7 protein-coding genes are annotated in these 21,362 nt (G+C 51.4%); all 7 read left to right on the top strand.

Features of this window, described 5'->3' with window-relative positions:
* The first annotated feature begins 438 nt into the window (after positions 1-438).
* The gene (locus CFI03_RS31280; RefSeq protein ID WP_248756965.1) at positions 439-1,632 is read left to right on the top strand and encodes a HupE/UreJ family protein; all 1,194 of its coding nucleotides are present in this window, start codon (positions 439-441) and stop codon (positions 1,630-1,632) included.
* Positions 1,633-1,669: 37 nt separating this feature from the next.
* The gene (locus CFI03_RS07045; RefSeq protein ID WP_248756964.1) at positions 1,670-8,170 is read left to right on the top strand and encodes an S-layer homology domain-containing protein; all 6,501 of its coding nucleotides are present in this window, start codon (positions 1,670-1,672) and stop codon (positions 8,168-8,170) included.
* Positions 8,171-8,335: 165 nt separating this feature from the next.
* A complete protein-coding gene (locus CFI03_RS07040; protein ID WP_248756962.1) occupies positions 8,336-8,872 on the top strand; it encodes a DUF402 domain-containing protein in 537 nt (178 codons plus the stop codon).
* A 74-nt stretch (positions 8,873-8,946) separates the two neighbouring features.
* Positions 8,947-9,888: a methylenetetrahydrofolate reductase gene (locus tag CFI03_RS07035; RefSeq protein ID WP_248756961.1), complete on the top strand. Its 942-nt coding sequence runs from the start codon at positions 8,947-8,949 to the stop codon at positions 9,886-9,888.
* 451 nt (positions 9,889-10,339) lie between these two features.
* Positions 10,340-13,864 (top strand): PA14 domain-containing protein, encoded by a 3,525-nt coding sequence (locus CFI03_RS07030; RefSeq protein ID WP_248756960.1) that lies wholly within the window; start codon positions 10,340-10,342, stop codon positions 13,862-13,864.
* 26 nt (positions 13,865-13,890) lie between these two features.
* Positions 13,891-15,495 (top strand): S-layer homology domain-containing protein, encoded by a 1,605-nt coding sequence (locus tag CFI03_RS31275; RefSeq protein WP_248756958.1) that lies wholly within the window; start codon positions 13,891-13,893, stop codon positions 15,493-15,495.
* Between the two features lie 28 nt (positions 15,496-15,523).
* Positions 15,524-21,328, top strand: a complete 5,805-nt coding sequence (locus CFI03_RS07020; protein WP_248756957.1) for a glycoside hydrolase domain-containing protein — start codon at positions 15,524-15,526, stop codon at positions 21,326-21,328.
* Positions 21,329-21,362 lie beyond the last annotated feature (34 nt).

Here is a 21,362-nt window from a genome sequence, read left to right as displayed (position 1 = left end):
ATCCCTACTACACAAACTTCTTGACGCTACCAAAAAGAAAGCCCTTAAGGTCCCTAAGGGACCTTAAGGATCCGCGAATAGCCCCGAATTGCTGTAAGTATGGCTGATTTCACGAGGATAAGGTCCCTTAGGGACCTTAACCCGGCTCGCATGAGCAGGAAGAAAGCCCTTAAGGTCCCTAAGGGACCTTAAGGATCCGCGAATAGCCCGGCATGTCCATATGACCGAGCATTCCTACGGTCTACTACTTCCGAATCTCTTGCGATTGCGCGGCAAAGGGACAGTAGCTCTTTTCTACTATTTTCCGCAATCTCAATAATTTCTTCATCTACCATTTACGTTCTTCAAACACTTCAAAACTATAATCGCTAAGTATGTCCAGCATCAGATAGATAGAGAGAAGTAGGAAGCCAAGCAATAGGGAGAAGGGAGACGCATGTGAAATTACACAAAAAAGCCGGAGTTGCGCTAGCCGCTTTATGGGTGCTTTTGACCGTAATGGGCGGAACGGCCGAGGCGCATTTCAGCTCGACGGGGTTCTCGGATATTACCGTTAAGGACAAGAGCCTGCAGTACAACTTGTTCTTGCTGGAGAGGGAGCTGCTCGAAGCTATGCCGCAGCTTGACGGCAACGGTGACGGCAGGCTTTCCGAGGACGAGCTGTCCAGTGAAAACGATGCGCTTACGGCACTCGTTCACGACAGGCTTATCGTTACGGGCAATAACAAGGTTGGCACGGGAGTTGTACTCGCCGCCAAACAGACGGAAAAAGCAAAAGTGCCGATGATCGAGATCGACATCAACTATGATTTTGCCGAGCCTGTCGACCGGTACATGGTTCAATATAACTTTTATGACGGAACAAACCCCGACCACCGCAGCTATGCAACGATCCGGATGGGGAAGCAGTCCATCGTACAAGTGATAAACAGCTCGAACAACATTTTGCAGATGGAAGGTTACCATGGAACGGACGCTGCAAGTTCCGATGCGGGCGCGGCGGCTCAAGGCGATGCCGGTTCAAAGCCATTAAACACATCATCCTCCTGGACAAGCGTTTTGAAGGATTTCGTGACAATGGGAATGGAGCACATCTGGTCGGGCGCCGATCATATGCTGTTCCTCTGCGGGCTAATCCTTGCCTCGGGCACAAGCGGCTGGACGATGCTGAAGCTGGTCTCGGCTTTTACGGTTGGACATAGCATCACGTTGGTCTTATCCGCGATGGATCTGGCGTCGTTGTCGCCGCTTATCGTGGAGCCTCTTATTGCGCTAAGTATCGTGTTTGTAGCTTTTGAGACGATGTTCCGCAAAAGATTCAAGCAGCTGAAGGGCAAGCAGATTGCCGTCACGGTGACGTTCGGGATGGTGCATGGCTTTGGCTTTGCGGAGATCCTGCACGGAACGATGTCGGGCAACATTGCCCTGCCGCTCTTCTCCTTCAATCTTGGCGTTGAGATCGGCCAGCTTGTTGTACTGGCGATTGTCATTCCGATTCTGTGGGTAATTCGGAAGCTGATTACAAGCACAAGCAGCCGTCAGATTTGGTGGACGTATGCGACCTCCTCGGTGGTTGGTTTAATGGGACTTTATTGGCTGATCGAACGCCTGATCTCAGACTTCACGATGTAACAAGCTACATACTAATCAGAAGGAAGTGTTACTTATTATGGTAAGCAAGAGATACAAGAAATGGATCTCTAGCGTTTTACTGGCAAGCATGATGATGGGCTTGTTATCCTCTGTAGGCGTTGTTGCGGCTGCAGACGAAAATACCGTACCGGAGCTGTTTGTCTCCGAAATTCATCCCGACGTAGTAAGCACGGATGATTACGAGTTTTTCGAAGTATACAATAACTCGAACAAAACGATTCATTTGAACGATTATACATTTATTTACCGTTATCCAACGTCGACACCTGACGTGACATTCACGTTTGGCGAGAAATCGCTAGACCCAGAGAAGGTTATGGTGTTCTGGTATAATCCTAAAAACCTGACCGTAGACCAATTTAATGTAAAATACGGCGTAAGCCTTACTGCCGATCAAATTGTGAATGTTGCCGGATTCTCAGGCTTCCACAACACCAATGATCGTACGGTTGTTATTAAGAACGGCCAAGGCGTTGAGATTTCGAAGTCCGGTTATACGGCTTCTACGGAAATTGCGGAAGGTCTCGGCGACCACTACATGCTGCCGGCAGCAGGCGGCGTGCAAACCGACAAATTTGCAGTGAAGTCGGCCCCAACTCCAGGCACCCTGGCACAGGGACAAATTCCGACGGTTCACTATCAATTCCCTGAGGGCCCGGTTAACCAGGCTCCGGTTATCACTCATTCCCCGGTAACGGAGGGAAGCAGTGAACAAGACCTTACGATTACGGCGCAAATTACGGATGCCGATGACACGGCAACGGCGTTGGTCTTTTATAAGAACGCGTCCGATGCCGCTTTTACTTCGGTACCGATGAACAATACGGGCGGCTCGGATTTTTCCGCGGTTATTCCGAAGGCTTCTCTTACGGCAACCGAGCTGCAGTACTATATCGAAGCTGCGGATGCGGTTAACCATGTAAAATCGTCCACTTATACGGTAGCCATCGAGCAGCACAACTTCGACTACTCGAAGGTCCCTCCTATGCTTATTACGGAGCTTGTACCGGACAGTGCGAACCTGTCAGGTTCCGATGCTTACGAGTTCGTAGAGGTATACAACAATACGACCCGTCCGATCTCGCTGAGCGAATATAAGCTGATCTATCGTTACACGAATTCCGCGACAGCGGACGCTGCATGGGAGCTTCCAAGCACGGCTGTTATTCCTCCGCTTGGCAATGTGGTGTTCTGGGTAATGAACGGCGTCAATAATGAGCTGAAAGCGGATGATTTCAACGCCAACTATCATACAGCCCTTGTGGAGAATACGAATCTGTTCCGCATCGATGGAGGCGGCGGTATGGCTAACGGCGGCCAGCGCAAAATCGTCATCGCGTCGAAGACCGGCAAGGAAATGGCCGAAGCGTTCTACGAGAACGATGCGCAGACGGTAGCGGACAAAGGTATTTTCTATCAATATCCGGTTGACGGCTCGAATCAGATGAAGCTGTTCAGCGCAGGCGTCACTGCTGCAACTCCTGGCACGGTAGAGGCGGCATTGCTTCCGGAGCAGCCGGCTCCTGCCGTTAATAAGCTGCCGGTTATCGAGCATACGGCACCTGCTTCGGGCAGCATCGATAATGATCTGACGGTACAAGCAACCATTGCTGACCCGGACAGCGACGCCGTAACAGCATCGTTGTTCTACAAAGTAGGCGATGCAGCGGATTACGCGTCCTTGCCTATGACGGCGGGAGAGAACAACGTGTTCTCGGCGAACATTCCGAAGGAGGCTTTTACCGATTCCCAGCTGCAATACTATATTCAGGCGAACGACGGAATCGATACGGTCAAATCGAATACTTACACGGTAACGATTGAGCTTGGCAACGTAGATTTCTCGAAGCTTTCTCCTCTGATGGTGACGGAGATTGTTCCGGACTCCGCAAACGTAGGCACGGCTGACGGCTACGAGTTTGTCGAGGTCTACAACAATACGGATAAAACCGTTAATTTCAAGGATTACAAAATTCAATACCGTTACACCACTTCGGGTCCGGATGCCGACGTGGTCTGGCCGACCGATTCGGAGGACCTGCTTATTCCTTCGAAAAAGACGCTGGTATTCTGGGTCATCAACAGCCAGAACAAGCAAAAAACCGTTGCCGATTTCAACGCTAACTACGGCACGAACCTCACGGAAGGCACGGATATCGTCAAGATGTACAGCGACGGCATGGCTAACGGCGGCGGACGCGGCATCGTTATCGCAACGAATACGAAGACGGAAATTTCGGCCGTTTATTACGATACGGACGCCGAGACTGTCGCGAACAAAGGGATTTTCTATAAATATTCGCAGGCCGGCAGCACGCAGATGATCAAATACAGCGCAGGTACGGAAGCGGCAACGCCGGGTACCGTAGCTCCGGTTCAGGTGCCGATCATTACGGTTAAGACACCGGTTGATACAATAAGCCCTACTTATAAGGATTTGACGAATACGCCGGAAATCGACAAATCGAAAAACCTCTCGATCGTTGCGGAAGCAAAAGACGAGAATAAGGTTAAATCCGTAGCTCTTTATTACAAGAGCAACCTGGATGCGCAATATACAAAGCGTTACTTGGCGGAAAGCTTTGACGATACGCTGTATCACTACACGATCTACTCGCCCGAACTGATCGGGCGCGATTACATCGAGTACTACTACGTGATCTCGGACGGACAGAACGAGGTAACTTCGGAGAAGTACCGTACGAACGTGACGGGCAATACGGATCATTCGCCACTGCGCTTGAATGTGAAAGACGGTGATTTCCTTGCCGGCATTAAGGTGCTGAAGGCAACCGCGGAGAGTGCTCCGGCTTCCGAGCTTCACCTGTCCATTGACCAGAACGAAGCGACGGAAGGAACGTACAGCGCGGTTGAACAGGATGCGTACTTCGCTTTCGAAGCGAATGGCGTTAACTACTACTTCAAGAACGGCGTTACGATGGGAGACGAAATTCTGTCGATCTTCCTCGATCCGATTAATACCTATACAACGCTGACGGTGCCAATCGCGGCGGAACGCCTGAAGGGCGGAAGCAACATTATCTCCATCCGTGCAGGTACAAAGGCATCGCCTTTTGACGACCGGCCGGAAGAGAACAAGGATGATTTTACCGTGCGTAACGTAAGACTTGTATTTGCGGACGGCACGGAAATTTTCGACGAGCGTTACAAGAATCGGGATACCGTTATCCCGATGGGCGACAGTGCCGGCAAAAATCCGGTTGTAGATTTCAACTTTGTTATTCCGGATGAGCTGCTTGCATCGAAGGCTTATGAACTGGATACAACAAAGCTGTCCGACGGGGAGCATACCGTAAAAGTAAGCCATTCCGAGTACGGCGAGAAGGCTGCGGTTGTGAAAGTGGATAATACCGCGCCAGCGATTACTGCAACGATTCAAGACGGAAAAGAATACCGTGGTGCCTTCACCATTGACGCTGCCGCTCAAGATGTCTTGTCCGGCGTGGATAAAGTTGAAGCGTGGCTCGACGAGACGCCAATCACCATCCCGTATGCAACGGCATCCAAAGATTTTACGGGCGGAGAGCATGTATTCAAGGTTCAAGCAACCGATAAAGTGGGCAACGTAGCCGTTAAGGAAATTAAATTCTCCGTGCCGGATGAGAATCCGCTTAAGCCGGAGCTGATATCTCCTGCTAATGGCGCTTCCGGTACCGGCAGCAATCCGGTTCTGGCTGTCAAGGTTAAGGATCCTACAAATGACAAGATGGATGTTTCCTTCTATCGCGGCTTTAAGTATGACGGGGCCAATAAGGACGGCTTCCAGGGCTTCCGCAATGCAGCGGATGTCGAGCCTCCGAAGGAAGTAGCTCCTGCCGGCGAGAAAGCGTTGAGCGCGGAAGATTATGCGTTGATCAGCGCCTCTGACGGTAAATATTTGACCGATGATTCCACGGATCAGTTCCCTTATCAGCGCTTCCAGGTACAGCTTGATCCTTCCGTGAAGGATACGGATAAGATTGAACTGAGCTGGAAAGGTAAATCGCTCGAAGGCCGTAAAGTGAGCATGTATGTATGGAGCCCGTCCAAACAGCAATGGATTAGCGTCGATTACAAAGTAGCTAGCGCGGAAGACTTTACGCTTGGCGCAGGGGTTACAGCCGGGGAATATGCGGATAATCATACGCTTCAGGTAATGGTGCAGGACGAGCTGCCGGTATCGCAGGAGAACTATGATTTCTCGTTTGCCTGGATGTCCGATACGCAGTATTACTCGGAAAGCTATCCGCACATCTACGAGGATGTCGTAAATTGGATTGCCGACAATAAAGAGAAGAACAAAATCAAATACGTGATCCATACCGGCGATATTGTCGACGATGCGGATCAAGAAATTCAATGGAAGCGTGCTTCCGCCGACATGAAAGTGCTGGAAGACGCCAACGTTCCTTATGGCGTGCTTGCCGGTAACCATGACGTTGACCATCAGCTTGGCGCTTACGATTACTACTGGAACTACTTCGGGGAAGACCGGTTCAAGGATCAGCCGACTTACGGCGGTTCCCTGGATAACAACCGCGGTCACTATGACCTTGTATCCTCGAACGGCAATGATTTTATTATGGTATACATGGGTTGGGGTATCCGCGATTCGGATATCGACTGGATGAATAAGGTGCTGGCGAAATACCCGGACCGCAAAGCGATCCTGAACTTCCATGAATTCCTGCTTGTATCCGGCAACCGGGCTCCGATTGCGGATAAGATTTTTGAAGAAGTCGTGCAAAAGAACAAAAACGTATTTGCCGTTCTTTCCGGCCACTATCATGACTCCAAGCTTCTTGTAAGCGAACTGGATGACAATGGCGACGGCAAGACAGACCGGAAGGTTTATCAAATGCTGTCCGACTACCAAGGCGGTCCGGAAGGCGGTCAAGGCTATATCAAGCTGCTGCAGTTCGATATCGCCAATGACAAAATGTACGTAAAAACGTATTCGCCGTACATGGACGACTATAACTTCTACGATCCAAGCGATACGACAAAACAGGAAGAATTTACGCTGGACGTGGACTTAAAGCCTCAGGTAAAAGAGGTTTCGACCGACTACATGGGCGTTAACGTCTACTCCGATCAGCCGATCGGCAAGGTAGATCAGGTAACAAGCGGAGAGCAGGCATCCGTGAAATGGAGCGGTCTGAAGGCGAATGCCAAATACCAATGGTATGCGGCAGCCGAGGATGCTTTCTCCGGCAAGACGTTGTCCGACATTTGGAGCTTTAACACAGGTACCAATGGCGATACAGGTACAACCCCGCCGCCTGTGGAAGTGCCTGGCGGATCCGGTAACGGAGGGAAGAAGCCGGAGCAAACAGACAACGGAGTCAGCATTGACGGCACAACAGCCGGTCAAACGTTAACGGTATCGGCTAAGTCGTTGAACGAAGCGATCAAGATGATTGCGGGTCAAAAAGGCCAAACGGTAACCATTAAAGCAGATTCCAAGCAAGCCGTAAGCGCCGAACTGCCGGCACGAGTGCTGCTCGACGCGCTCAAGCAAGCTCCAAATCTGACGATTTCGGTTATCATGGGAAACGCAAGCTATGATCTGCCGATTCGTGCTCTTAACCTGCCAGCGACGATTGGCACTGACGCTACGATCGTAATCAAGATTAATCAAGCGGACAGCACCTTGTCGGGCACGATGAAGGACAAGGCAGCTAAAGCCGGCGTTAAGCTGATTGGTACTCCGGTTGAATTTAGCGTCATCCTTCAAGCCAACGGCAATACAAAAGAAATTCATGATTTTGGCAAAACGTACGTATCCCGTACGCTCGACATCAACCAGACTTTGGATGCTTCGCATTCCACAGCCGTGATGTATAACGAGGCGACTGGCGCATTTACATTCGTACCGGCAACCTTTAAGACGGTGAACGGGCATACGATTGTGACGATCAAGCGTACCGGCAACAGTATTTATGCGGTAGCTCAGTTCAACAAGACCTTCAGCGACTTGAGCAAGCATTGGGCGAAAACGGATATCGAGCTGATGGCCTCCAAGCTGATTGTCAAAGGTACTAGCAATACGAAGTTTGCTCCTAACGCCGTTGTAACGCGTGCTGAATTTGCGGCTATGGTCGTCCGTGCGCTTGGTATCTCCGAAGATCAAGCAGCGGCATCCTTCAAGGATGTAAGCAGCAAGAATTGGTTCGCGGGCGCGGTAGGCGCAGCCGTGAAAGCAGGCATTGTAAAAGGCTACGATGGCAATAGCTTCAGGCCTAATGCTTCGATCACCCGCGAAGAGATGGCGGTTATGATCTCCCGTGCTCTCGCCTTTGCAGGCAAACAGCCAGCCGGCGCTGCCTCGCAGTTGAATGCCTTCAAGGATAAAGCTTCTATTGAAGCCTGGGCGAAGCAGGCAGTCGCGCAAGCGGTTGAAGCGAAAATTATCGAAGGCAAGACGGGCGGCAATTTTGCTCCAGGCAGCAAAGCGACCCGCGCGGAAGCAACCGTTATGCTGAAGCGACTGCTCGAGTACGTAGATTTTATGTAAAGCTATGAGTGTTTGAAAAATAGGTCAGCCAGACTTTTCTGGCTGGCTTATTTTTTTCTCCTATTGGTGACCGGGCAATATGAGGAAGCGGATGAGTAACGACGAATAGGCGGAAAGTATGCTATACTTTCCTAACCTAACGATTGTTGAAGGGAAGACGGTTCCGTGAATAAATCGGTTCAAATCAAAGCGTTGAAACACGGTGATCTCCTGCATTACGAATGGAACACCGATCTGCTGGAGGAAGGGGACGGCTATGTGTTTGTCCTTGGCCGTTACGGCAGGAAGCTTCAGCATCATACGAAAAAATCCGTATTTACCGTAAACAACTGGTCGATCGAGTTTTTCTCGAGCAAGCATTGGTTTACCGTCAGCGCTGCTGTTGTAGACGGCCAAATTAATGAATATTATTGCAACATTAACCAGCCTGCCTTAATTAACGGCAACGAAATATCCTTTGTTGATTACGATCTGGACCTTGTCCAGCGCGGCGGCGAATGGATGGTTATAGATGAAGACGAATTTGCCGACAATGCGATTAAGTTCGGATATTCGGAGCAGCTGATGAAGCAGGTCAGGGAAGAGCTGGCCGGGCTGCAGACGCGTGTCGCGGAGCGGCAGTTTCCTTTTGACGGAACGATTGAACGGTTAATGGCCAGAATTCCGGATCAGCAAGCAAATGTTACAAATCCGACTGTATAAGAAGGAATTTAGCGCGGAGTGTAGAAGTATTCTAGAAATTATTCCACTACTATGGACGTTAAGGATGAAGAACGATGCTTAAGGATAAAATTTTGAACAGACAGGCGGGCATTATTACCTACGGCATGACTCCGCCCAAATCCAGCCATACTCCGGAGAAGCTGGCCGAAATATCGGAAAAGCAATACGAGCGTCTAAAAAATCTCGATATTGACGGCCTGATCCTGTACGACGTTCAGGATGAAGCGGACCGGACGGATGAGGAGAGACCTTTCCCTTACCTGGAAGCGTTGGATCCGACTTCGTACAGCAAGAACTACCTGAATTACTGGAAAGTTCCTAAAATCATTTACCGCGTAGTTGGCAACAACTCGGAAGAAAGCTTCGCGGAATGGCTGAAGCAGGATGCCGAAGAAGATCGCTTCTCGGTCTTTGTTGGTACTTCCTCGAGCAAGCAGCAGACTACGATGAAGCTGCCGGAAGCCTACGAGCTCAGCAAAAAGCTGAACGACCGCTTAACGCTGGGCGGCGTCGTTATTCCCGAGCGTCACATGAAGAAGAACGACGAGCATCTCCGCATCAGGGATAAGGTAGACGGCGGATGCAAGTTCTTTATTTCGCAGGCCACCTTTAATGTGGAAGCATCCAAGAATATGCTTTCCGACTACTACTATTATTGCCAAGAGCAAGGCATTGACACCGTGCCGATTCTGTTCAACTTAGCGCCATGCGGTTCGCAGAAAACGCTCGAGTTCATGAAGTGGCTGGGCATCAGCATTCCGAAGTGGCTGGAGAATGACCTGATCAAGTCCACCGATATTTTGGACAAGTCGGTTGCGCTGTCGCTCAAGATCTTCGAAGAGCTGTTTGAATTCGGCATCGAGAAGGGCATCCCGATTGGCTGCAGTATTGAAAGCGTGTCGACGCGTAAAGTGGAGATTGAAGCTTCGGTGCAGCTGGTGAAAGACATTAAGAATATGATCGACCGTAAACTTGGCGTTCATGCCATTGTATAATCAAAAAGCCGCTGTTTGAGCCGGAGCTTGTTACGAGCCCCGCTTGAACAGCGGCTTTTTTCCTCTTATAGCCTCCTTTTTCAATGAAAACCTATCCCCTTTATGCCTGTCATCTAGTAGGGAATATCCCATTTTATAGGGTGATTTATAGACGGAATGTTTAAATACCAAGACTATATCTATCCCAATAAGTCGTATCTTCAACTCAAAAGCAAACAATGCACATTTTACATTAGTAATAGTTATAAAATTCATAAATATATATTACTGCCTAGAATTATATGAAATATATAATACAAACGATTATCAAATAAATAATTTAGAACATTAATCTGAAATAATCATTGAAAATAACTTACATTTACTATTTCTTTAAAAGTTTTTTACATTCGCCAAATTATTCTACTCTATTATGATGCAGAAGCATTAGGTAGAGTAGGAGGAATCGGGAGTGAAGAGAAGTTATAAGCTGACAAACCGTATGTTGGCCGTCGTGACGCTGTGGACATCCGTAGCAGCGTCCGGCGGTTATTTCATGGTGCAGCAGGCTAATGCCGGAACATCCGCCGAGAACGTGTTTGCAAGAGCGGGAGTAACCGCAACCGCAAACGGTTATGTATCGGATGCTTTCGCGCCTTCCTTGGCCATTGACGGACACAGAGAGAGCGGTGAATGGGTATTCCAAGGCAACGACGGTCTGCCAACGGCAGACAATCCGTATTGGCTGGAGGTGGATGCCGGCACGGAGGTCAGCGTAGAGAAGTTTATCGTTGGACATGCCGGAGCGGGCGGCCAAGAAGAGCAGCACAACACGAAGGATTTTACCATTGAGACAAGCGATGACAATGTCAATTGGACTCCTGTCGTAACGGTGGCCGGCAACACCGAAGACACAACCACGCATGAGCTGGATACGCCGGTGACGGCAAGGTATTTCAAGCTTAACATTACGAATCCTGGGGATGTGGATACCGATTCCGGTTTTTACGCCGCACGGATTTACGAATTTGAAGCGATTGGCTTCGATCGAAGCGAAGCAGCTCCGGAAACGCCGGAGAATACGAATCAAGGGACAACCTCTGATTTGGCTGCAACAGCTTCCGAAGCACAGGGCTTGCTCGGCGAATACTATCTGAACTCCGGCTCGGGCAATAACTTTGCATTTGGCGATTATAAAGCGACTACGGTAGATCCGCTTATTAATTTCACGGACCTCAATCCAGTGTTAAAGGGATGGACAGGCGTCGAGGATAACGCCAACGTGCGCTGGACCGGCCAAATCATGCCGCCGAAATCCGGTGACTACACCTTCTACATGATGGGCGACAACGGCTTTCGGGTATGGATTGATAATAAACTGGTGATCGACCATTGGGTGAATGATTGGGATAAAGAGCAGACAAGCTCCCCGGTTACGCTCGAGGGCAACCGCAAGTACGATATCAAAATCGAATATTTCGAGGACTTTGGCGGTTCCAACCTGTATCTGCGCTGGTCGACGCCAACGCTCGCCAAGGAAATTATTCCGGGTAATGCCTTCTATCTCCCGGCAGATTATACAGGTCCAAAGGCAGCAAGCGTTGCCGCAGACGGAAGAACCGTATCGCTTAGCATGCTCTCCGGGCTTGGCGATCTGCCTGCTGACCTGAATAATCACCTTACCGTCATGGCAAACGGTGGGCCGGTATCCGTACAGCAGATTGCAGCCGGCGAGGATTCCGCAAGCTTGACGGTTAGCCTGGCGAAGATCGTTCTGCCTGGTCAAACGGTATCGATTGCTTACGACGGTCAAGGCAATTTGAAATATGCGGACGGAACAGCCGTTAAGGCTTTTGCGTTTAGTCCTTCCAACTTCTCCGAAGTCGTGGACTACTCGCCAATCGCAATCGCGATGTCGCTCTACGGCAGCGCTAAGACGAACCGCTCCTTTGCCTGGTATACCCCTTACGATCGTCCGCAAAACGCGCCAACGAACATAAAGGACAGTATCGTTGAGATCGTGCCTGCGGCGGAAGGATTTGATTCGCCGAATAAAATCCGTGTTGTAGGCAAGCCGGAGGATACGCGGGTTCTCACGAATTTGAAAATGACAAGCAGCACGACAGGCTCGTTCATCAGCCATAAAGTGCTGGTTGAAGGACTGACCCCGGGCACGGCTTACAAGTACCGCCTTGGCGCTGACGGCTATTGGAGCGAGACGGGTTCTTTCACAACGGAAAGCGATAACGAGAACAACTTCAACTTCCTGTATCTGACCGACTCGCAAGGCTCCAATTCGCAGGACTACGATGTGTGGGGCAATACGATGCAGCAAGCCATCACGAAGTTCCCGGATGCGAAATTCCTGCTTATGACCGGCGACCAGGTTGATGCGGGCGCACTTGAATCGCAGTGGCTGGATTACTTCAAAAAGCCGCAGTCGATTCTGATGAACCTGCCGCTGATGGCTGCTGTCGGCAATCATGAAGGCCCGTATAACGACAACTATTACTACCATTTCAACTATCCGAACGATTCGATCAAGAACCCGCTGCCGCCGGGCAGCGTGTACGCGTATGACTACGGCGACGCGCACATCATGGTCCTTAACACGATGGATATTGGCTGGGACGATGCGCAGAAGGAATCCTTCGAGCAGGAGATTGAATGGCTGAAGCACGAGGTTGCGGAGACGGACAAGAAGTGGAAGATCGTAGCGTTCCACAAAGCGATCTATTCCGTGGGCAACCATGCGCTCGACAGCGATATTCTGGCCCTGCGTCAGAAGATGTATCCGATCTTTGACGAGCTCGGAATCGACGTTGTCCTGCAAGGCCATGACCATACGTTTATGCGTTCGTATCAAATGTACGATAACAAGCCGGTTCAGAACGTAGAGACGGATGCGCAAGGCAGAGCCCTGAATCCGGACGGTACGCTCTACATGATCAACAACTCGGCAGCTACGAAGTTCTACGATGTCAAAGACGGTGTCGACCGCTTCTACGCCGCGGTGTTCAAGCAGCCGAAGAAGGCGATTTTCTCCGGCGTCAGCATGACGGATAGCAGCTTCACCATCGACTCCTTTATGACGGGCGAGACGGATCCGTTCGATACGTACACGATTGTACGCGAGGACGAGAAGCCGAAGCCGGTTGAACAGTTGGAAGTAAGCAAATCGGAGGACGGCAAACGGACCATTACCTGGAACAAGCCGGAGGATGAGGGAGTCAGAGGCTTCCGGATCTACGAGAAGAACGACAAGCTTGGGATGAACTGGAACGTGTACGTTCCAGCGGTTTCAGGCCAAGACGACTATCAGTACGTGGTAGACAATACAAACCTTGACCAGTCCTATCAATTCGTTGTGAAGGCCGTTAACAAACGCGATAACTCGGAAGCGAAAATCGCAACAAGCGTGGGCAACCAACCGGCTGCTCCTACGGCACCGGTCGTGGACGATGCGCATAACACCTTTGGCTGGACCAACGCAAAAGGTTACGATGCCGTAACCAACTACGAATACAGCGTAGACAACGGCAAAACGTGGAGCCCGGTTACGGCTAACCCACAACCGATCGCCGATGGCGACTTTGCTGCGGGAGCGGTGCAGGTCCGCGTCGCGGCTAATGAATCGCTAGGCGTTATTGCCGGTACGCCTCTCGTATCCTCGAAGGCATTCACGAAGAACGATACGAGGGATACTTTCCTTCTTACGGGCGAAATCGATCGCAAGGAGCAGTTGAAGGTCAGCGTGAATGTCGAGCAGCTCAAGGACTACGAGGATGACGCTTATGTGGTGTTCCAGTTGATGAAGGGGACCAGTCCGCAGCCGGTTCTCGTCAGCGCCGTGCCGCTCAAGAAGACTAAGCTTGCCATCACGCAGTACTTTAACGAAACGGGCGAAGATTACAAGGTCAAGGTATTCGTTGTGAATAAGTTCGACAGCAAGAACGAGACTCCGGTCCAATTGGCCAGACCGATGCTGTTTCAATAACGGCTGGAAAGAGAGGATAATGTGCAGTGAAAAAAGTTTTGGCAGCCCTACTGGTGTTGTGTATTGTTGTCCTGCCGGCTACCGGCTATGCGGCTGCAGCAGCCTTCGCGCTTACGATTAGCGCGAAGGAAGTGCTGCGCGGCGGAGAGATTACGTTCTCCGGAACGGCAGAGGATGATGTCGTCCTGAAGATCATCCGTCCGAACATGACAACTTTTTATATGGATGTTATTGAGCCAACTAACGGCACTTATACGGCAACCATTACCATTCCCGAGACGCAGGATTTTGCTCCTTGGGGCGTGTATAGCGTTGCGGCAACCAGCGGCTCCTCTACGGTGAACAAGACCTTCTCGGTTGTAGAGAAGCTGGGCGAAGGCGGCACGGGTCCGGAGGAGCCTTCCAATCCAGGTAACGGTAACGGAGGTACGGGTACAACGCCTCCTGCAGCAACCATTCCTGCCGATGCCGGCGATTCGACTGGCTCTACCATCAAGCCGGAGCTTGGCAAAGACGGCTATATGTTCGGCAGCGGCACTTTAGCTTCCGCCGCTAACAGTGCGCAAGGCTCCATTACGGTAGAATTGCCTGCAGCAACGGGCGATGCGGGCAGCGCGCTGAACTTCCCGGCAGAGACGCTGAAGACACTCATGGACAAGAATCTGGATCTGATTGTGACATCGGGCAGCTCGACGATCCGATTCCCTGCCGGATCAATCGGGACATCCGATACGTCGGCGAGCTCGCAGGTTCGCATTGTCGTAAATACGGTTCTAACAAGCGATGCGAAGAACGCCGTTAACCAAGCGCTTCAATCGAACCTGAACTATGTCTCCACGGGCGTTGTGCTTACTGCAACAATTCAAGTGATCAACGGCAGCAGCGTTACGGAGATTCATAATCTGGACAAGCCTGCCGAAGTAACGCTTAAGCTGACGGACGACCAAGCGAAGCAGATTCATTCCGGTCTGGCTGGCGTTTATTATGTGAACGGCAAGCAGCTTGACTATGTCGGCGGCAAGCTTGAAGGCAATACGTTCAAGTTTAATGCCCGTCATTTCTCGACGTATACCATTCTGGAATACAGCAAGACCTTCGTGGACGTGCCGGCTGGCCATTGGGCGGAAGCGGCTGTGAAGTCCCTAAGCGCGAAGCATATTGTTTCCGGCGTGGACCAGCAGCATTATGCGCCTAACCGCAACATTACGCGCGCGGAGTTCGCGACTATGATGATGCGCGCGGTGGATTACACGGGTAAAGAGGTAGACGCTGCGTCAGCCAATCCGTTCAAAGATGTACCGGCTGGCCAATATTACACCGATGCGGTAACGCGCGCGGCTTCGCTTGGCATTATGTCGGGCTACGGCGGTTCGTTTAGACCAAACGATCCGATTACGCGCGAAGAAGCGGTCGTTACGCTTGTGCGGACCGTTCCGTATTTTGAGGTAAAAGATACCGGCAAAGGTGCGCCGGCATTCGCGGATAAGAAACAAATCTCAGCCTGGGCCAGCGCCGCTGTCGATCAGGCTTGGAAGCTTGGTTTAATCGAAGGCGACGGCAAGCAGTTCCATCCGAAAGCGGCTCTGACACGCGCGGAAATCGCCGTTATGATCAACCGGCTGATGCCGTAAGGAAGACGAAAGAAGGAGGACCCGGCAAATGTTTAAAAAGCTTTTTGCGGTGGCGATGACCGTTCTGTGCTTGACCAGCATTCTGGTGCCAGTAGGATCGAATGCCGCATTTGCGGCTGCGGCCGAAGGAATTACGACTAGGAACGTGGCCATTAACGCGACGGCAACGGCTTCCGGCCAGTGCAACGCGAACGAGAACGCCAGCAACGTGGTGGACGGAAAGACCGATACGAAATGGTGCGATAACACTTCCGCCCAGAAGAAATGGCTCAAGCTTGATTTGGGCAAAGAATATTTGGTTAACGAATGGGTGCTGCAGAACGCGGCGATTAACGAGTCCGGCAACAGTCCGTTCTGGAATACGAAAAACTTCCGGCTTCAAAAAAGCGATGACGGCGAGACATGGACGGACGTTGACGTCGTGACGAACAACGCTCAGACGATTGTTGACCGATTTGTTACTCCGTTTACTACGCGGTACATCCGTCTCTACATCGACAAGGCGGCATATGACAGCAACATTGCCCGCATCTATGAGCTGGAAGTATACGGGGTTGAGGCCGATCAGATTCCGGCTGAACCGGAGACGAATCTGGCCCCGATCAATTACGTAGATCCATTCATTAATACGCTGGGCGACAACGGTCAGACCAACCCTGGCCCTACAACGCCGTTTGGTCTGGTATCGCTTGGTCCGGACAGCGACGGCGGAGCATTCAGCGGTTATTACTACGAGAACAAAAACCTGAAGGGCTTCTCCCATCTTCGCTTCAGCGGCGTAGGCTGCAGCGGCGGAGGCGGCAACATCCTGATGATGCCGGAGACGCGCGATTTCACAAAGAACGTAGCGGAATACAAGCAGAAGTATGACAAAAGCAGCGAGCAGGCTTCCGCAGGCTTTTACGGCGTAACGCTTGGTTCCGGCATTAACGTGCAGTTGACATCCTCCGATAACGTAGGCTTCCACAAATATACGTTCCCGGATGCGGCCAATACCGGCTCCGTTCTGGTCGATCTGTCGAACTCGTACGCGGGTATGGTGGATGCGAACCTGAAAGTAACGGGCAGCAACGAAATTACGGGGATGATCAAATCCCAGAACGTCTGCGGTCATGGCTACTACACGATCTATTACTCGATTCAATTCGATCATAACTTTGATTCCTACAGCTCGTGGCAAGGCGATTCCGTAGGCGCGGTAGCTCAGCGCAGCGGCTCGAACAGCGGCGTATGGTTGAACTTCAACACGACTGATAGCAAAACGGTTCAAGCCAAGGTAGGTCTGTCCACGATTAGCGTGGAGCAGGCGCAAGCGGAGCGCGGCTTGTACTCGGACTGGAATTTCGACGCCCGTCACGAGGAAGCAAGAGCAGCTTGGAGCAACGTGCTGAACAAGGTTGAAATCACGGATGCGGATGAGCAGAACAAGCGCGTATTCTATACGCAAATGTACCACTCTTATCTGAGCCCGAAAAACGTAACAAGCTCGGCCGGCACGTTCAAAGCGGGCAGAGACGAGAATACGATTCGTCAAGCTTCCGAGCTGGGTGATGACTTCGAGTACTACAACGGTTGGACGACATGGGACGACTTCCGCAAATACGCGATGTTCTCCTTGTTCGAGCCGCAGCGCTACAACAATATGGTGAAGTCGCTTGTGGATCTGTACAGTACCCGCGGCACTTATACCCAATGGGGCGACGGTTACTGGCCAAGCCCAACGGTCCGGAACGAATTCAACGGACAAGTTATTCTTGACGCGTATGCGAAAGGCTTCCAGGACTTCGACGTCTACAAGGCGTTAAAAGGAATGGCGGTTGACGCGGACAACTTCTCCATCAGCGACGGAGAAATCTCCGGCAAGCTGGAGAAAGCGAACAGCGCATCGTTCCCGATGAAGCTGGCTCAGCTGATCGGAGACAAAGCAACGTTCGAGAAGTACAAAGAGCTTGCTTTGTCTTACAAAAAGCTGTGGAACAAGACGCAAGTGGATGAAAAAGGCGTTCCAACCGGCTTCTTTACGCCTAACGGTACGACGGTTGGAGCCGGCGACATTCAGGCGGTTGACCGCTATGCTTATCAGGGCAACCTGTGGCAATACCGCTGGTCCGCTCCGCAGGATATCAACGGCCTCGCCGAGTTGATGGGCGGCAAGACCGAGATGGCGAAGCAACTGAAGCATTTCTTCGAGATCGACGAGTACATGGCGATTAACGAAGAAGATATTTCGGCGCCGTATCTGTTCAACTATCTGGGTTATCCATATCTGACGCAATACTATGCGAGAGAGTTTACGACGGAAGTCGTAACGCAGAAATACCATAACCACGGGGCTTACGCTTATCCGCTTAAATCCCGCGTATACCGCGACGATCCGGAAGGCTACCTGTCTTCCATGGACGATGACGCAGGCGGCATGTCCTCCTGGTACGTCTTCAGCGCGCTTGGCTTATTCCCTGGCAACCCGGGCGAAGCTTACTTCCTGATCGGCTCTCCGATCTTCTCTGAAGTGAAGCTGCATATGGGCAGCGGGAAGACGCTTGTAATTAAGGCGGATAACGTTTCGAGCGAGAACCGCTTTATCCAATCGGCTGAGCTGAACGGCAAAGACTTCAATCAGTCCTGGATCAAGTACGATGATCTGATGGCTGGCGGCACGCTTGAATTCCATATGGGCAGCACGCCGAACATGAGCTGGGGCGCGAAAGCCAGCGCTGCTCCTCCAACGGTTGATTACAACTCGGACATGGACAATGATTTCAACCATGAGCAGCTGATCCCTGAGAAATCGACTTGGAAATATGACGACAAAGGCAAGGAAGCCGGCGAAGGCTGGACGCAAGTTGATTTCGACGACAGCAGCTGGAGCTCCGGCAAAGCCATGCTGGGTTATGACAGCTATGGCAAACCGGCAACGACGGTCAGCTACGGACCTAATGCCAACAATAAGTACGTAACCACGTATTTCCGCAAAACGTTCGACGCGAAGGATCTGGACGGCATCCTTGAGCTGGATGGCAGCCTGATCCGCGACGACGGCGCAATCGTATACTTGAACGGACATGAGATTTTCCGTACGAATATGCCTTCCGGCGCCGTAAACTACAGCACGTTTGCCAATGCCACGGTTGGCGATGAGCGGGATAAGAATGGCTTCATTATCGATCCTTCTTACCTCGTTGAAGGCACCAACGTGTTGACGGCAGAGGTGCATCAGGTTAATGCAACCAGCTCGGATATCGCGTTCGAATTTAGTCTCGAAGCGGTACGCAAGCTGAACGTTCCGGCTGCTCCAACCCATCCGGTTGTTGACGACAAAGCCAATACGATTGGCTGGACGCCTGTAGACGGCATCAGCAACGCATCGGATTACGAGTTCAGTACGGATGGCGGCAAGTCCTGGAAGCAAGCGAAGGCTAATCCGCAGACCGTTGGACCGCTGAACTATGCGCCTGGCATTGTTCAGGTTAGAGTTATGGCGAACGCGGCGGCAAATCGCGCAGCAGGCGAAGCCCTTCTGTCTACCGAGCCTTATACCTCGGACGTGAAGTGGGATGTCTATGACTTGGATGCCGATATTCATCAGGACGGCAACATGGTAGTGGATGTTACCGGTACGCTTAAAGGCGACTATACCGATTCGGCGGTTGTTGTCTTCCAGCTGATGGACGGCAAAGAACACGCTTGGGTATCCAGCGCGGTGCCGGTTCAGACCGGAAGCTTCGACATCTCGCAAATCTATAACGTAGACGCTAGCAAATACAAGGTGAACGTATACCTTGTAAACGAATTTAACGGAGATATCTACGAATCGCCGCTCTGGCTGGCCGATCCAATCGTGCAGCAGTCGGAGCCGGGATCGCTTCCGGATCCGGAGGGGCCGCCAGTAACCGAGGAGCCGGTGCCGGAACCAATTCCGCTGCCGGATTCGAAGCCGGACGAGCCGGAAGAACCGGAAGTGCCGGAGACGGGAATGAAGATTCAATTCGAGGACCGTGCGGAATGGACCTCGGCTGCCCATCCGAACGGAGGCGGCGGTCTGCAGACGGAAGCCGGCAACGGCGGAACGGTTGTTGCCCATACGTTTGGCGGCGCATGGCTTGCTTACAACGTTGATTTTGGCTCGACAGGCTACAATAACGTAACCGTCCAATACGATGCTCCAACGGATAAGGTGCCGGCTGGCTCCAAGCTGGAGTTCCGACTCGGCAGCGTGTCCGGCGAGCTTGTGGGTACGGTTAATATGGAAGACAAGAATGCGGGCTGGGGCAGCTATATCACCACCAAAGCAAACCTGACGAGGACCCTTACCGGACAGCAGAAGCTTTATGTGGTGATGGTGGCGGGTACGCCTAACAATCTTCCCTATATCGGAAACTTCGACTGGTTCAAGTTCGATTATGAGAAGATTAGATCGGACTACGCCAAGCTTGAGCTTGAGAGCTATGACGAGTGGACGACGGATGTGAATACAGGCAATAACAACACGCCGCTGAAGACGGAAGCGGGCAAAGGCGGAGTTGGCCAGCAGGTAGCCAATACGTTTAACGGTGCATGGCTGGCCTATAAGCGTATGGACTTTGGCAGTGAGGGTGTAGACAAGTTCTCGATCGAGTACGCGGGCAACACGACCAACACCTTTAACAACTCGGCAGTAGAGGTTCGTCTTGGCAGCCCTACGGGCACATTGGTTGGTACAGTTGCTACGCCTCCAAAAGCGGCAAACTGGTTAACCTATGCCACGGCAAGCGGCAGCTTGACGCAGAAGCTGACTGGTCTTCAAGACGTTTATCTGGTATTTACGGGATCAGCTACTAACGGAGAAACCGGCAAGAAATATATCGGCAACTTCGATAATGCTTCCTTCTCCTTGATCGTGCAGGAGCCGGAAGAGCCGCAGCAGCCGGAGAAAGAGCAAATTACCGTTCAATTCGAGAACAAGACCGAATGGAATACCGCTCTCAACACGTTTAACAATCAAGCCATGAAGATCGAGAACAACAATGGCGGCCAGACGATCGGCAATACGTACACAGGCGCATGGCTGGGCTTCAAGGACGTTGATTTTGGTTCGGAGAAAGGCAAAAACCAAGTATCCATCGTCTACGACGCGCCAACCAATAGAGCTCCTGCGGACGTAAAAGCAGAGATCAGACTCGGCAACCCAACGGGTACCCTGGTCGGAACGGTAGCGATTCCTAATACAGGCAGTGCATGGGGGCAATACAATACGGCGACAGCGGATCTGAATACGACGATCAAAGGCAAGCAAGACTTGTATGTCGTATTGACGGGCAGCACGACTTCAAGCCTTCTATACGTAGGCAACTATGACAGCTTAACCTTTGGCTACAAGACGGTTCGCAGCGACTACGCGAAGCTGGAGCTGGAATCGTACGACGAATGGACAACGGCTGTGAACCCGCTCAACAACAATACGCCGCTGAAGACGGAAGCGGGTAAAGGCGGAGCAGGCAAGCAAGTCGCGAATACGTTCAATGGCGCATGGTTGGCCTACAAACGAATGGACTTCGGTACGGAAGGTGTTAATACTTTCGCCGTTGAGTATGCGGGTAATACCACTAACTGTTTTACGAACTCCGCAGTTGAAATACGCCTCGGTAGTCCAACAGGTACGCTCGTAGGTAAAATCTCCACTCCTCCTACGGCAGGAAACTGGGCAACCTATGACACCGTAAGCGGTACCTTGACGCAAAAGCTGACAGGCATTCAAGATGTATACCTCGTGCTTACCGGCTCGGCCGCCAATGGCGAGACAGGCAAGAAATACATCGGCAATTTCGATAACGCGTCATCTTCGTTAAAAGTATAAGGCAGTAAAAGCAAAGCCCCCAATCCTTTTGAAG

This window comes from Paenibacillus sp. ATY16, from assembly GCF_003399985.2.
In the GTDB taxonomy this organism is placed as follows: domain Bacteria; phylum Bacillota; class Bacilli; order Paenibacillales; family Paenibacillaceae; genus Pristimantibacillus; species Pristimantibacillus glycanilyticus.
Note: the sequence above shows the minus strand (reverse complement) of the source record. Positions and strands in the feature narration are given on the sequence as shown.